Origin of the sequence: Desulfocurvibacter africanus subsp. africanus DSM 2603, assembly GCF_000422545.1 — a bacterium.
GTDB classification, from domain to species: Bacteria; Desulfobacterota; Desulfovibrionia; order Desulfovibrionales; family Desulfovibrionaceae; genus Desulfocurvibacter; species Desulfocurvibacter africanus.
This window is the reverse complement of sequence record NZ_AULZ01000017.1, coordinates 17,777-31,574: the sequence shown is the minus strand read 5'-3', so window position 1 is coordinate 31,574 and position 13,798 is coordinate 17,777. Positions and strand designations below refer to the sequence as shown.

At 54.7% G+C, this 13,798-nt stretch carries 10 protein-coding genes; 5 read left to right on the top strand and 5 right to left on the bottom strand.

From position 1 onward, the window contains the following. Nucleotides 1-270: 270 nt before the first annotated feature. Nucleotides 271-1,650, top strand: a complete 1,380-nt coding sequence (locus H585_RS0112420) for a sigma-54-dependent transcriptional regulator (protein ID WP_027368061.1) — start codon at nt 271-273, stop codon at nt 1,648-1,650. On the opposite strand, the gene H585_RS0112415 is transcribed toward H585_RS0112420, so the two are convergent. From H585_RS0112415 to H585_RS21410, 3 genes are all read right to left on the bottom strand, one after another. After that, nucleotides 1,640-3,490 carry a sensor histidine kinase gene (locus H585_RS0112415; protein ID WP_027368060.1) on the bottom strand — a complete coding sequence of 617 codons (1,851 nt, stop codon included), beginning with the start codon at nt 3,488-3,490 and terminating at the stop codon, nt 1,640-1,642. The two genes, H585_RS0112420 and H585_RS0112415, sit on opposite strands and share 11 nt — an antisense overlap. Before the next feature lie 12 nt (nt 3,491-3,502). Next, entirely contained in the window at nt 3,503-5,077 is a 1,575-nt protein-coding gene (locus tag H585_RS0112410; RefSeq protein WP_034627959.1) for an ABC transporter substrate-binding protein, read from the bottom strand. Between the two features lie 298 nt (nt 5,078-5,375). After that, the gene (locus tag H585_RS21410) at nt 5,376-6,956 is read right to left on the bottom strand and encodes an ABC transporter substrate-binding protein (protein WP_027368058.1); all 1,581 of its coding nucleotides are present in this window, start codon (nt 6,954-6,956) and stop codon (nt 5,376-5,378) included. 1,120 nt (nt 6,957-8,076) lie between these two features. Here H585_RS21410 and H585_RS0112395 point away from each other — a divergent pair. After that, on the top strand, nt 8,077-8,793 hold the full coding sequence (locus tag H585_RS0112395; protein ID WP_027368057.1) for an NAD(P)-binding domain-containing protein: 717 nt from the start codon (nt 8,077-8,079) through the stop codon (nt 8,791-8,793). Then, on the top strand, nt 8,786-9,256 hold the full coding sequence (locus H585_RS0112390) for a response regulator (protein ID WP_244432537.1): 471 nt from the start codon (nt 8,786-8,788) through the stop codon (nt 9,254-9,256). Before H585_RS0112395 ends, H585_RS0112390 begins: the two co-directional genes overlap by 8 nt. Nucleotides 9,257-9,544: 288 nt before the next feature. Here H585_RS0112390 and H585_RS0112385 read toward each other — a convergent pair whose 3' ends face one another. Beyond that, nucleotides 9,545-10,429 (bottom strand): DMT family transporter, encoded by an 885-nt coding sequence (locus tag H585_RS0112385; RefSeq protein ID WP_027368055.1) that lies wholly within the window; start codon nt 10,427-10,429, stop codon nt 9,545-9,547. 168 nt (nt 10,430-10,597) lie between these two features. Here H585_RS0112385 and H585_RS0112380 point away from each other — a divergent pair, with 168 nt between their 5' ends. Next, complete coding sequence (locus H585_RS0112380) at nt 10,598-11,338, top strand: phosphoribosylanthranilate isomerase (RefSeq protein WP_051183114.1); 741 nt, start codon at nt 10,598-10,600, stop codon at nt 11,336-11,338. 197 nt (nt 11,339-11,535) lie between these two features. Here H585_RS0112380 and H585_RS0112375 read toward each other — a convergent pair whose 3' ends face one another. Then, complete coding sequence (locus tag H585_RS0112375) at nt 11,536-11,820, bottom strand: DUF3243 domain-containing protein (protein WP_005989213.1); 285 nt, start codon at nt 11,818-11,820, stop codon at nt 11,536-11,538. 664 nt (nt 11,821-12,484) lie between these two features. Here H585_RS0112375 and H585_RS0112365 point away from each other — a divergent pair. Then, nucleotides 12,485-13,798 (top strand): PDDEXK family nuclease, encoded by a 1,314-nt coding sequence (locus H585_RS0112365; protein ID WP_027368053.1) that lies wholly within the window; start codon nt 12,485-12,487, stop codon nt 13,796-13,798.

The window sequence follows — 13,798 nt, the reverse complement described above, 5'->3', positions numbered from 1 at the left end:
TGCGTTTAGGCACCTAAAGCAGATTGCTTTTAAGACGCCCGCTCCGGCGTTGACGGCGCAAGTGAATTGCGCCTACGCCGAAGCTAGCGGCAAGCCATGCCGACGCATGGCTTGCAGAGCATTCTCAAAAGCAAAATGCTCTAAAATGTGGGCATTGTGATCCCCGACGGAACCTTATATGGCTCGGAAACAACACGATAAACACGTCGGGACATGCGTGCCTGTGAGCTGGGCCAAGGACGTCCGGACACGTGCGCACTGGAGCTTACCATGCCTGCAGAGCCCAAGCCATATGATGTTCTAGTTGTCGACGACGAGAAGATCGTCGGCGAGTCAATCAGCGCCGCGCTCGCGGACCTTTGTACCATCAGTTGGGCGGGCAGCGGAGAGTCCGCTTTGGAACTGATCGAGGAGCGGCACTTCGACCTGATCTTCCTCGATATCAGCATGCCCGGCTTATCAGGCTTGGAAGTGCTCAAGCGCGTCAAGCATCTCGACTACTCCATAAACGTCGTGATGATCTCAGCCATCGATCGCGCGCACGAGGCTGTCGAGGCAATGAAACTCGGCGCCTTCGACTACCTCACCAAGCCGTTCTCCAAGGAAGATGTGGTCGAGATCACGAAGCGGGTGGCAGGCAAGCGCGTCCTGGATTCGTCCCTCAGCTTGCGCCTGGACGAGTTCAAGGGCAGAAGCGACTACCAGAGCATCATTACCCAGGCTCCGGAAATGCTCTCCGTTTTCTCCGAGGTCGAGAAGGCCGCCGCCTCCTCGTGCAGCATCCTCATCACCGGGGAATCCGGCACAGGCAAGGAGCTCCTGGCCGCCCTCATCCACAAGCGCAGCCCCAGGGCCAAGGGCCAGATGGTGGCCATCAACTGCGCGGCCATTCCCGCGGAGCTGCTGGAAAGCGAGCTGTTCGGCCATGAGAAAGGATCGTTCACCGGCGCGCACAGCCGCAAGATCGGCAAGTTCGAGTTCGCCAACAAAGGCACCATCTTCCTGGACGAAGTGGCCTCCCTGCGCATTGACCTGCAGGCCAAGCTCCTGAGGGCATTGCAGGAGAGGAAGATCACCAGGGTCGGGGGGCACGAGGACATCCCGATCGACGTCCGGCTGGTCGCGGCGACCAACGAGCGTTTGGAGAGCCTTATCGAAGCCGGCAAGTTCCGCGACGATCTCTACTACCGCCTGAGCGTCGTGCCCATCTATTTGCCGCCACTAAGGGAGCGTAGCGGAGACATCCCGCTCCTTGCCAGCCACTTCCTCAAGATCTTCGCGACCGAACACAAGAAGCGCTTCAAGCTGTTCACGCCTAGCGTAATAAGCCTGTTGGATCGTTATCCATGGCCGGGCAACATCCGCGAGTTGCGCAACTTCGTGGAGCGTACGGTTATCCTGGCCGAGGACAAGGAGGTGGTGGACGAGCCGGATATCCCGTTCAACCTCCTCTTCCCCGAAGTCGAGGAGCCTGAGAGATTCCACTTCGAGGACAGAGGACTCAAGCTGGCCATGGATGCCTTCGAGCGGCACTATGTCATGAAGTATCTGAAGAAATGTCGCTGGAACCAGAGCGAGGCAGCCAGGAGGATGAAGATCCACCGCAATACCCTCGTGCGCCGCATGCGGGCGTTGAGCATCAGGCCGTGACGAGCGGGCCGTCGATAGGCAGGACGACGCTGAACACGGCTCCGCCGCCCTGGCGATTGGCCGCGCCGAGGCTGCCGCCGTGCTCCGCGATGATCTTGTGCGTGATGGCTAGGCCGAGTCCGGTCCCCCGCTGGCCCTTGGTCGTGAAGTAAGGATTGAAGATCTCATCCAGAATTTCCGGCGGAATGCCGGGCCCCGTGTCGGCGATGCTCAGCAGGACGGCTTCTCTCACGCCCAGCTTGCCCGGAATCTGGCTCGGGTGGGCTGATATCTCGAGCCTTCCGCCTCCGCCGGCTCCCTTCATGGCCTGAATCGCGTTGAGCACGATGTTGAAGAGCGCCCGATAGAGCTGCTCCCGGTCGCCCGTGATGACATGGCCGCAGGCCTCGCGGTCGAATAACGGGGTGATGCGGGCGGATTCAAGGTCTTCGCCCAGCAGGGCCAGGGCGTCGTCCAAGACCTCGTCTATATCCAGCGGCTCCAGATGGAGCTTGGGCGGCCGGGAGAGCTGCAGGAGATCGTTGACGATCCCCTCGATCCTCCCGATGCCCGCGGAGACGTTCCTGTCGAAGCTCTCCAGAAACTCCGGCTGCGAACTCTTTTCCCAAACCATGCCCGTGTATGTCTTGATGGCCGTTAGGGGATTGCGGATCTCATGGGCCATTGCGGCCGAGAAGCTCCCGATGGCCGCCAGCCGCTCGTTCCTCTTGACCTCCTGCTCGAGGCGGCGCAGCTCGGTGATGTCGTGGAGCGTGATGATGACCTCCCGTGTCTTGCCGCTTTCGCCCAGGGCAGCGAAGCCGGCCAAGACCACCTTGCCCTCGGGGCCGGTGGCGACCGCACGCGGATACGAGCCCGAACTCTCCCCGGAGAGAAGCCGGCCGGTGATGGCCCTTATTTCCTCGAAGGCGTTCAACCGTGCCCGGATTGCCGCACGGGCCGCGCCGTCATCCTCGGTGCGTATCTCCAGAATCTCGAGCGTATGCTTATTGAAGGTGACGACATCACCCTGCATGTTCAGAGTGACCAACCCGTCGTTCATGGTCTGCAACAGGCTCTCCTGGTAGCCTTTCAGGGCGGTGATCTCCTTGATATTGCCCTTGAGTTCTTCCTGTTGGCCGATGAGGGTGGTCGTCATGTCCGCAATGCTGTTCGAAAGCACGGCCACCTCGTCGCCGGTCCTGGCTTCCGGGATGGGCGTGAGGACGCCGCGCGAGATGCTCTGCGCTGCGGCGGTAATCGCCAGGAGTGGGGCGGTCACCCTGCGGGCAAGGAAAAAGGAGACGAGCCAGGCGACGCACAGCGAGGCAAAGCCGGCCGCCAGGAGCAGCAGCCTCGTGCGCCGCAGTTGCTCATGCATGGCGATCAGGGAAAAACCCGCGCGGACAGTGCCCCAGCGCTCCTGTCCAGCGCTCAGGACCGGGGTGGCGATCTCCAGAATGGGCTCCCCGGAGCTCGACAAATACTGCTGAGTCAGCATGCGCCTGGCGCCCAGAGCCTTCAGGCTTACAGGATCGGCAAGTACCCTGAACTGAAGGGAAGGCTCATGGCTATGGCCGTATATCAATCCTTCAGCGGAATGGATGATGACGTAGCGGATATCCGGGTTCTGCGAGGCGGTCTGCTTGGCGATGCGCTCCAGGCTGACGCCGTCGTACATTTTTAGGCTTGCAATGGCGATGGCTGAGGTGTTGCGGACCATCGCCACGGCGGAATCCTGGATGCGGCCAGCTATGAGCCGCTCCTGCTCTCGGCCGAGGATAACTGCTAAGCTTATGAAGAGGACGAGTAACGAGGTGCTGGAGATGATCAGCAGCTTGGTCTGGAAAGACAAGCGCATGGCTCGAGAGGCCTACTCGATCCAGACGGAGGCGAAAGAGTTGTAGAGTTCGCCAAAGGGGCTCCAGCTCAGACCATGCACATTGGGCTTAATGGCACGGTCCAGATTTGCATAAGATATAGGTATAGAGGGAAGATCCTGGAGTATGATGTCTTCGGCCTGCTGATACAGGAGGATACGTTCCTCCTGACGGGACATGGCTCGTGCCTGTTCCAGCAGCGCATCGACGCGCGGATTCGAGTAACCGAAATAGTTGTATTCCCCCTGGCTGTGAAAAAGAGGGAAGAACATCTCATCCAGGTCGGGCGTGTCTGGATACCAAGCCAAGCGGAACATGTCGCAGTCGCCCGCGGACAGACGTTTATAGAATTCTTCCCAATCCAGGACATACTCGACTTCGAGTTCGCTGCCCAAAGTGTGTAGCTGCTTTGCGAGATATGCCATCTCGGCTTCTATTTCAGAGCTGCGGGCAACCGAGAGCATACGTATACGCTCAGGTAAGGCTGACAGTGGATTGTGATTCTCATTGCTGTCCGGAGCAATCCGATGAGGCCGGTATCCAGCAAGACCAATAGGAATAAGATTTTCCGCAATGAAAATCATGTTATCATTTGCAAAAAGCGCCCTTTTGTCTAGAGCCTGAGCGATACGCATGCGCATGCTGGCGGTTAATCTGGAATTTTTATGCATATTGAAGCCATAAAAGAAAAGACCAACAGCGCTTCGACGAATCACCTGATAGTCTGTCTTTCCCCGCAGCATGCTGTCGACTGGGCCAAACATTGGCACAGCAGACAGTTCGCCGACCAAGAAATCCTCGACTGCTCTCCTAATATTAGAACCATTATAAACTCTGAAGACCAGCCCGCCGAGGCGCGGAGGGCCATCGATGAAGCGCGCGAAAGGACGTAAGATTATGTGTTTGCTGTCAGCCGCCTCTGGCACAAAGGGCCCGCTGCCAACTATACTGAGGCAGCCTTCTGCTTCAAGACAATCATCCGGGACAGAGACAATACCGGCTTGGCTGATACCGAGAGCAGAGAGGAAGGGCGCGTGCGGCTGCTTGAGCCGGATACGTATTTGCAACGGATTCAGCGCCTGTATGCCGCAGATCTCCTGGGCTCGACCCTCGCTGAAGGCCTCACACCCCTCGATCATCTTTAAGTGCTTATAGAGAAAAGTTTTTTTTCCTGCTCGGGCCAAGCGTTCCAGGGAAAGCTTCACTTTCGTGGCCGTCAAAGCGGACCCGTCGTGGAATACAATGCCCGCTTTGAGATCAAAGGTGTATTCCCGGCCAGTAGGATCGACCTTCCACTTCTTGGCGATGCCTGGGGCAAGACTGAGGTTTTGATCAAATCTCACGAGGGTATCAAAAATTTGAACGATGACAGTCCCTTCAGGAATATTGGTTGCTGCAATCGGATCGAATGAGGTCACGGGAGCCGACAAAGGCCAGGCCAAGACGTTGGAGGCAGGATTGTGAACAACCTGTTCAGGAGGTGAGGCAGGCGAATCATCTTTCTCGCAACCGCAAAAAAGATGGGCACATGCCACGCAAAGGATAAAGTAAAATAGGAAGCTTCTCATACGCCGTCATTAATTAAGGTATTCTACGTTTACCCGAGTCAAAGGGCGTAAGCAACAAGCATCGATATCCCTCACCCGCCTAAGGCTAGGGAGAACCTTGAATATTCAACTCTCTTGGGTCGTCTATAATATTGAATAATGGACAGTAGATTGGATTTCTTTTTGAAGCTGCTAGTGCAGCGTGTATATTGGCGGAGATCAGGTCGTTTTTGTTACCATTTATGAGCGCGTTTTTTTTTGATATGTGTATCTTATACATAAGCTTTGTCCGGAAAGACAAGAGCATGACTCGTGAGGCCTACTCGATCCGGATTGAAGCGAAGGATGTGTACAGTTCCCCAAATGGGCTCGCATCAAGACCGTGTATATTGGGTATGACGGCGCGATTCATGGCCTCATGCCACATTGGGATGGCCGGTAGATCGGTCAGCAGGATGTCCTCTGCCTGGTGGTAAAGTAAAATGCGATCCTCAAGCCGTGCCATTGCGCGTGCTTGCTCTAAGAGTTCATCCACGCGCGGGTTGGTGTAGCCGAAATGGTTGTATTCGCCCTGGCTGTGGAAAAGTGGGAAAAACATTTCGTCCAGATCCGGCGCATCGGGATACCAAGCCAAGCGAAACATGTCGCAGTCGCCTGCGGCCAGACGCTTGTAGAATTCATCCCAATCAAGGATGTACTCGACCTGAAGTTCACAACCGAGCGTGCTTAGTCGATCGGCGAAGTAGGCCATTTCAGCTTTAACCGCCGCGTTTCGGGCAGCTGAGAGCATGCGAATGCTTCGAGGCAGCACTGGTTGTGCATCGTGCCCCGAGTTATCGGCAGGAACGTTCCATGATGGGCGGTAGCCGGCCAATCCAAGTGGAATAATCGTATTGGCTGGAGTGCGAACGTCCTTGTGAATGCTCGACGTAACTTCCTTCTTATCGATTAATTGAGCGATCTTCTTGCGCATGGAAGTGGTCAAAACGGCATTCTTACGCACATTGAACCCGTAGAAAAAGAGGCCGACCGTGTTTCGACGGACCAGCCGATATCCAGTTCTCCCGCGCAGTACCTCCTCAACCGGACCGACCATGGGAATGGCAGAGAGCTCTCCTGCCAGAAAGTCTGCTATGGCCGCCTGGATATTGCTCCCTGCATAGAATCTGAAGATCAAGGGATCGATTTGTGGAATGCCGTCGATATACTGTTTAAATGGGCGCATGGTGATGCTCTTGTCATCAGCGGATTCCAGTACGAAGGGGCCGCTGCCGACAACGCGCCGGGATTTTTCCGACTGGAGCGAATTGTCAGGTACGCAGACAATCCCTGCCTGGTGGATGCTGAGTGCAGGCAAGAAAGGGGCATGAGGCTTTTTAAGCCTGATGATGATCTGTAGGGGATTCGGCGCTAAAATGCCTCTAATCTCTTCGGATTGACCTTGGACAAAGGCTTCAGCTCCTTCGATTTCCTTCATGTGTTTGAAGAGAAACGTGTCCTTACCTGCTCGGACTAACCGTTCAAGAGAATGTTTGACATCCTGAGCTGTTAAGGGAGCCCCATTATGGAATGTGATGCCTACCCTAAGATGAAAGGTGTAGATTCTTCCTGTGGGATCGACTTCCCATTTCCTGGCAATGCCTGGCTCAAGGCTGAGGTTTTGATCAAGCCGCACAAGCGTATCAAAAAGCTGCCTGGCCACGGCAGCTTCTGAAACATTGGTCATCGCGACCGGATCGAACGAAGTTACGGGAGCCGAAAGAGGCCAAGCGAGAACTTTTTGCGCAGTGCTGTCAGGGGGCTGCTGCAAGGACGTGGCAGGAGGCGCTTCTTGCTCGCAGCCGCATATAAGACAAGCGCTCAGAGTGCAAAAGAGGAGACGTACCAGGATGGAAGGCATATGCCGCCACGCGTTGGGTAATTTCTTTTAGGATACCTATATTATTGTGTACAAGCAACAAGGATTGGAGACTGGAAGACCGGAGTGTCGAAAATCAAGAAATCTATAAGAGTACACATCAAAAAGTGTATAATGGTATCTGAGTCAGGATTGACCAGATGGAGTATACATGTAAAGCTTTAAAGATGGAATTTGGGGGTACAATGGAGAGGAAAATGCGAGAAGTTAGGAAGTGTAGATTTGATATACGCACTATAACTAGCTTCAAGTGCAGTGTAGTGCAAATGTAAGGAGGGGGCTTGCAATACCCCCCTCCCTCTCATGTGTTCAAGAGTAAGAAACGATCTAAAAGCCGCCTCCGTCACCGCCAGAGGCCAGTACCGGCAGCGCAGAAATAAGCACAGTCATGGCAACGACGTACATAGCAACAGCGATCTGCTTGGCCTTCTGCATGATAATCCCCCTTAGAGTTGATGTGGAACATGCTTAACGCGTGGTCCGGGCGAACGTAGCTTCGTCAAGGGAGGAGCAGGGGGGGTGCCAACAGGTCGTGTCTGTTGGCCAATATGTTTATTTATTTGGATTATTTTTATAGATTTAAAGCAGCACATTCGCAATCAGGCATGCTTTCAAGGCCTGTGTGCACCAGACCTGGTACATCGAAGCGGCTAGTCCTTCACGATAATATCCTATCAAATCAATGAATTAATGATGACTGTGCATGAGGCCAGGTGCAGGTGCACCAGAACTGGTGCACCCATCGCAACCATTCTTGTCCCTCGAGTGGCATTTAAATTGAAATAATTGAATTTTTTAAAAAATATACCGTTCGGTGCGTGGGGAATGCTTCTTGCCTTGGAGTGGTCGGAGGGAGGGCGCCGTGTGCACCAACTCAAGGACAGCCTGCGGGTAAACCTTTGGAAATATATTAATATAAATAAAGTAGTTATAATAGATTCTGCATCAGATCAGGTGCAGGTGCACCAGAGCTGGTGCACCCATCAAGATTATTCCCGCCCCGTTATTTTGGTTCCTAATTGAAATACTTTAGTTTTTCAGGATGCCCCGTGCACTGCGCACGGGGAATGCTTCTTGCCCTGAAATTTACGGAGGAACTGCCATGCAACTTGTTTTGCTCGGGGGGAACTTCGAGACCGAGGATATCGCGCGCCGGCTGCTCACGGGCGGGCACGAAATATACCTGGACAGCCGGGACACATCGCTCCTCAAGCGACTCGGATATATCGGCAGGGTCGCGCGGATGGAAACTCAGGAAGCCCTTGGCCGGCTGAGCGAGCCCAGGGTGGTTTGGAGCACGGAATTGTCCGGGAGACAGTTGCGCGAGCTAGCCGAGCATCTGCCGGCCGGCACGATTCTGGTGAACAGCCGCGCGCAGTATTTCGAGGACAACATCCAGATCACTGACAGGCTTGCGAAGAAAGGGGGACACTACATCGACGTCGGCGCCATGATCGATGATCACCGCCTGGCGCTGTTCGTGGGGGGCGACCAGCAGGTGTTTCAGGACGTGGAGCCCCTGCTGACGGCAATAGCGGGCAAGGGCAGCTACTACCATTGTGGGCCGTCTGGCGCGGGGCATTTCCTGCGCTGCATGCAGCAGAAGTACGAAGTGCAGGTGCATTCCGCCCTAGCCAGCATCATCTCGGAAATCAGGAGATCTCCTTTTAACGAAGAGATTAATCTGGAAGCCTTTCTCATTTTTGGCCACCTATTTTGCAAGAAACAGCCTCTCCCTGATTCCGTGTGGAATTTTCTGATAACACATGCACACGCGGCTGTATGCGAGATGCAACAGCAGGGTGAAACGGTTGCATAACCGAAGTGAAGCAGATCGCCAGCTCAACAAATCCGTGGATGAATGGATCGAAATGAGCGAGAAGCAAAATGGTCTGCATGCACTTGTGGTCGAGGACGAGCGCATCTGCGCCCTGATCATGGTAGAGGTGTTCCGGATGCTTGGAATAAGTGCTACAATCGCCAAAAGCGCACCCGAGGCCCTGTCCGTGCTTGAATCAAGCCGGGTCGACCTGATCACGCTGGACATCCGCATCGAGGGGGACATGGACGGCTGGGAGCTCGCGGCGAAGATCAGAGACAGCGGCCAGTGCTACGCCAGTGTGCCTATCGTGGCCGTCACCACCTGCTGCTTTGCCGACGATTTCGAGCGATCGAGCGCCCTGGGCATCGACCGACATGTGGCCAAGCCGTTCCACATTGACCAGATGAAAAAGGTGATCACCCAGCTACTGGACGAACCGACCGTTGTTAAGGATTTGTGAGCCTGACGAGGTAAAGCGGGGAGTTCGTACAGCCAGTCTTGCTGATAAAAGAAGATGCTCTGAATGCTATAGGCTAGCAGTTGTTCCAAAGATCCCAAACGGAACTAAAGCTGGTCGCCCTTCATACAGGGATGTTGACTAAATCAACGCCTCTGCCGCTTTCGGGGACTTCGCGTGCGTCGCCCGCATGTAACCAAACATGATAATTAAGGATTTTCTGCTGACTTCTGAATGGACGGTGTACCCCCAGCCGGCCGCAGGCTATTCTTCATTTCTTTGTCGGCGCGGCTAGCCCAGCGAATCGTGGGCCATTTGCGAACGGGGGCGGAGCAGCATGGGCAGCAGCGAGCGGCCTGTCACGGCGATGAGCACAACCGCGCCGCCGATCATGGCCCAGGGGCCGGGACGCTCGCCCAGGATCAGGTAGACCCAGACCGGGTTGAGCAGCGGCTCGACGACCGGCACGAGCACGGCCACCATGGCGCTGACCTGGCGCACGGCCCAGGCGTAGAGCAGGTAGGGTAGCCCGAGTTGGAACACGCCCAGGAGCAGCAGGCCAGCGACGTCCGACAGGTCCGGAGTTTTTTCGAAGCAGAAGGGCAGGCAGACCGCTGCGGCGAAAATGTTGCCCCAGACCAGGGAGCCGTAGGGCGAGCCGTCTTTCTGCTTGCGCAGGAAGAGCACCATGAACCCGAAGCTCACGCCGCTGGCCAAGCCGGCCATGTTGCCCCAGAAACCGCTGAAGTCCAGCTTGTCCACGAAGAAAAGGCCCATGCCGGCCATGACCATGGCCGTAGCCAGCCAATCCAGGGCCGTGGTGCGCTCGCCCAGAATCCTAGGCGCGAGCAGGGCCACGTAGATGGGCGCTGTGAACTGGAGCAGGATGGCGTTGGCGGCAGTGGTGAGCTTGGTGGCCGAGACGAAAAGAATTACCGTGGCCGCGTAGGCCAGGGCCGCGCCGATCTGCGCTGCGTCGCGCGGCCGGGCGGGCAGTCCGCGCAGGGCGATGAGCAGCAGGGCGCAGACCGTGCTGCGCAAGCCCGCCACGGCCAGAGGCGGCAGATCCACGAGCTTGATGAGCACACCGCCCGAGCTCCACATGGCGGCAGTGAGCGCCAGGGCCAAAATGGGCCGCAAAGGCGAGGCGTGACTTTCGCTATCGATGTGCGCCATGATTTGCTCCCCGTGGATTCACGGATATCAAAGGTGCCCATCTAGCCGAGATGCGGTTGGCTGGCAATGCGGTGCAACCGTGCAGCGCCATGGGGGTTGAACCATTGATCCGTATCTGCGTATGAGCAGTTCCCGGCCGCTGGTCGGACAGCCAAACAAGGATTGTGAATGCCCGCCGAGAATGCCTTGCCGAATGTATTTCTGCCGCGTCTGCCAGTGGTGCAGGTCGCCGGAGTGGTGGACGTCGCCGAAGCCAGGCTCCTGGATCATCTGGGCGTGGACCTCATCGGCTTTCCTTTGCGCCTGGACGTGCATGCGCCGGACCTGAGCGAGGCGCAGGCCGCCGAAGTCATCCGCGCCGCCGACATCTCCGGCAAGAGCGTGTGCATCACCTACGAGTCAGATCCGGCGCAGGTCGTGACGCTTTGCCGGGGGCTCGGCGTGCGCCTCGTGCAGCTGCATGGCCCGGTTCAGGCCGAGGCCTGTCGGTGCATCAAGGAGATTGATCCGGGCCTAGGCATCATGAAGAGCATCGTCGTGGGCCGGGACGGCGACATGGCGCGGCTCAATGCGCTGCTGTCGGCCTATGCGCCTTTCGCGGACGCCTTCATTACCGACACCTTCGATCCGGCCACGGGCGCGAGCGGGGCCACGGGCCGCACGCACGACTGGGCCGTTAGCCGGGCGCTGACCGAAGCCGCCGAGGCCTTGGACCGGCCGCTCATGCTAGCGGGTGGGCTGAATGCAGAGAATGTCGCGGATGCAATCCGAGCGGTACGTCCGTGGGGAGTGGACGCGCACACGGGTCTGGAGGACGGTTCGGGCCGCAAGGACCCGGGCAAGGTGCGCAGGTTCGTGGAAGAAGCGCACGCGGCGTTCAGCGTTTTAACGGAAGTTTACGAGCTATGACTCAGGGTGACCCTTTCACCGGCCTTGAAGCTAGCTCCCGATTCTGTCTTCGAAGCGAATTGAGGAGGGCTCTGCCCTCCTCAAATTTCTCCAGCAGGGCCCTTACTCGAATAGGGCCCCCGCATCTGCGATATTTCTTGCTGAATAGCCGCGAGCTTAATCAGGCGACCACCGGTCAGAGCCTTTGTAAACCCGTCCTAGTGCTCGGTACCCGTGACCGATTTGAAGATCATGGAGGCCAGACATTTGCGTTCCTCGGGCGTGCCTACGTCCCATAGCTCCTTGAGCACCTGTTCTTCCTTCGTGCCTGGGCAGACGTTCTCGGAGAGGTAGTTGCCGACCCTGACGGCCATGGACTTGATGGTGTCTTCCGACACTCCCAGGGAGCGGGCCCGGCCGATGTTGTCGGACAACGTCTCGCGCCAGGTTTTCCAATCATTCATGAATTCCATGGAAGCGATACACTTGGATTGTTCCTGCATGGCTTTCTCCTGCGCTGATTAGGGTTTGCCCCCACCTGCAACAAGCAAGCGAAAGTGCGACTCCGCGTGCCTGCGCCGTTCTCCAGTAGCTCCTCCGCCCATCTTTAGGAGCGAAGGAATTTTGCCATTGCAGTACTTTTGCGAAGGGTCGTGGCGTTGTCAACGCTCATTGCGGAAAATATGTGAGCTCTTGTTTGGCGGGAAGTCGGCTTAGACATTACAACAACATAGCTGGTAATGCTTTTTTACTGGCTGTAATTATGGGATTAATGCTGATCAGCGCTGTAGATGCGGAGATGCAATGCGGATGTGAGTGGCTCCATATGAATTCGTGCTGTCCCGCGCTCTTCGTTACATTTCAAAACGATGGGAGCCCGTGCCGGATGCCGCCATGAAATTCAGCGCGGCGGTTCGGACTTGCGGGCGCGGCGATCGGAAGGAGGTCGAGGCTATCAGGGGCGTGCGGCCGTGAGGCGTTGGGCTCGTACATGGGGTTGGTGGACGCCTTGGGCCGCAAGAATGTGGACAAAGTGCGGAGTTTCGTGGAGAACGCTAGGGCGGCGTTCAATGTCTAATATAAAATTCTGAGTTAATGATTGATAATTACACAAAAATCAATTTCGATCACGTGAGTATTGTACCCTCACTTAAAGGAGAAACGTGTATGGAGGCAAGTGATCAAATAAAGTATATTAAGGCTGGGATTGATCTTTTAAAGCAATTCATTCCGAGCGTCGACTGGGGTGTAAGGGAAAAGGTTGTTCATGATTACATGAGGGACGCAATTCGAATTAAGCCAGACGGTCTTATGCGAAAGATATCTTATGATGAAGACAAGCTGGTTTGGTATATAATGCTTGCGGAGGCCTACATGAACAAGTCATTTAACTATGAGATATTTCAAGGTTCAAGGGTAATACCGTATTTCATCGCGCTTGGTAAAAATATTGACAGTATAAAGCAAATTAAGAATTATCAAAATATAGTAAACCGTCTGGTTAGGGTAAAAAATGATCACCCAGACGCAGGCATTTTTGAGCTGCTAGTCGCTTTGCTTTATATAAGAAATGGATATAAAGTTGAATTTATACCTGAGACTCAGGTCGAGAAGACTCCTGACATTTATGCATATAAGGATGACGAGCTATATATAGAATGCAAGCGGTTCACCAAGATTTCAGAATTTTCTATTAAGGAACGTGAAAAGTGGTTAAGTATGTGGGGGCCGCTCGGTATGCACATACAAAAAAATAGAATTCCAATATACATAAAAATAAAATTTCATAAGACATTGCAAGAATATAGTAACGATTATCTTGCTCTAGAATTGATTCCAAAATTAAAGTTAATTCCTACCACATTTCGTTCAATTCCTATCGACAACAATGATATGACTGTTGAGGTTAGGCCTGTTGATCAGAGAAGAATAAAAGATTTGTGTAGATCAGAACTAATCCATTCTAATAGTGCTTATTTGATAAAGGCCGTTCTCGGAGAGCACGCCCCATTTTCAAATTATAGGTTGATTCTTGATGCTAAAAGGGATGAGGAAATCCCAACCATGATAGACGATTTGAGATTCGCTGCTGGGGCATTGTGGGAGTGTGATTCCTTAGAAGCCAAAATCCAAAAAGCAAGACACATTAAACGCCAATTGGCAAAGGCTGTTGAACAACTACCTGATAATAAGGCAGGAGTTATTCATATTGGGATCGAGGCAGTAGAGGGCGACGAGATTGAGCAAATACGCCTACTTAAATCATTTGAAGCCTTAATGGACTTTGATATGAAGGGCAAAATGATTTCTTGGCTTCGTTATCATATACTAGCGCCTGGAACATCACCAGAAGAGACTTGGTTTTTTGAAGAAACTGCTGTTAATTTCTGCGCGAGCAACACCAGAATACCAGACTTAAAAACGCATTCACTTATCCCTTTTGACGAAATCAAAGACGGTTTTGCTTGGGACTACAGGTGA

What these genes read in the sequence shown, in the direction of transcription:
- H585_RS0112420 (WP_027368061.1), top strand. Translation starts at nt 271, where the DNA reads ATGCCTGCAGAGCCCAAGCCATATGATGTTCTAGTTGTCGACGACGAG.
- H585_RS0112415 (WP_027368060.1), bottom strand. Translation starts at nt 3,490, where the DNA reads ATGCGCTTGTCTTTCCAGACCAAGCTGCTGATCATCTCCAGCACCTCG.
- H585_RS0112410 (WP_034627959.1), bottom strand. Translation starts at nt 5,077, where the DNA reads ATGAGAAGCTTCCTATTTTACTTTATCCTTTGCGTGGCATGTGCCCAT.
- H585_RS21410 (WP_027368058.1), bottom strand. Translation starts at nt 6,956, where the DNA reads ATGCCTTCCATCCTGGTACGTCTCCTCTTTTGCACTCTGAGCGCTTGT.
- H585_RS0112395 (WP_027368057.1), top strand. Translation starts at nt 8,077, where the DNA reads ATGCAACTTGTTTTGCTCGGGGGGAACTTCGAGACCGAGGATATCGCG.
- H585_RS0112385 (WP_027368055.1), bottom strand. Translation starts at nt 10,429, where the DNA reads ATGGCGCACATCGATAGCGAAAGTCACGCCTCGCCTTTGCGGCCCATT.
- H585_RS0112380 (WP_051183114.1), top strand. Translation starts at nt 10,598, where the DNA reads ATGCCCGCCGAGAATGCCTTGCCGAATGTATTTCTGCCGCGTCTGCCA.
- H585_RS0112375 (WP_005989213.1), bottom strand. Translation starts at nt 11,820, where the DNA reads ATGCAGGAACAATCCAAGTGTATCGCTTCCATGGAATTCATGAATGAT.
- H585_RS0112365 (WP_027368053.1), top strand. Translation starts at nt 12,485, where the DNA reads ATGGAGGCAAGTGATCAAATAAAGTATATTAAGGCTGGGATTGATCTT.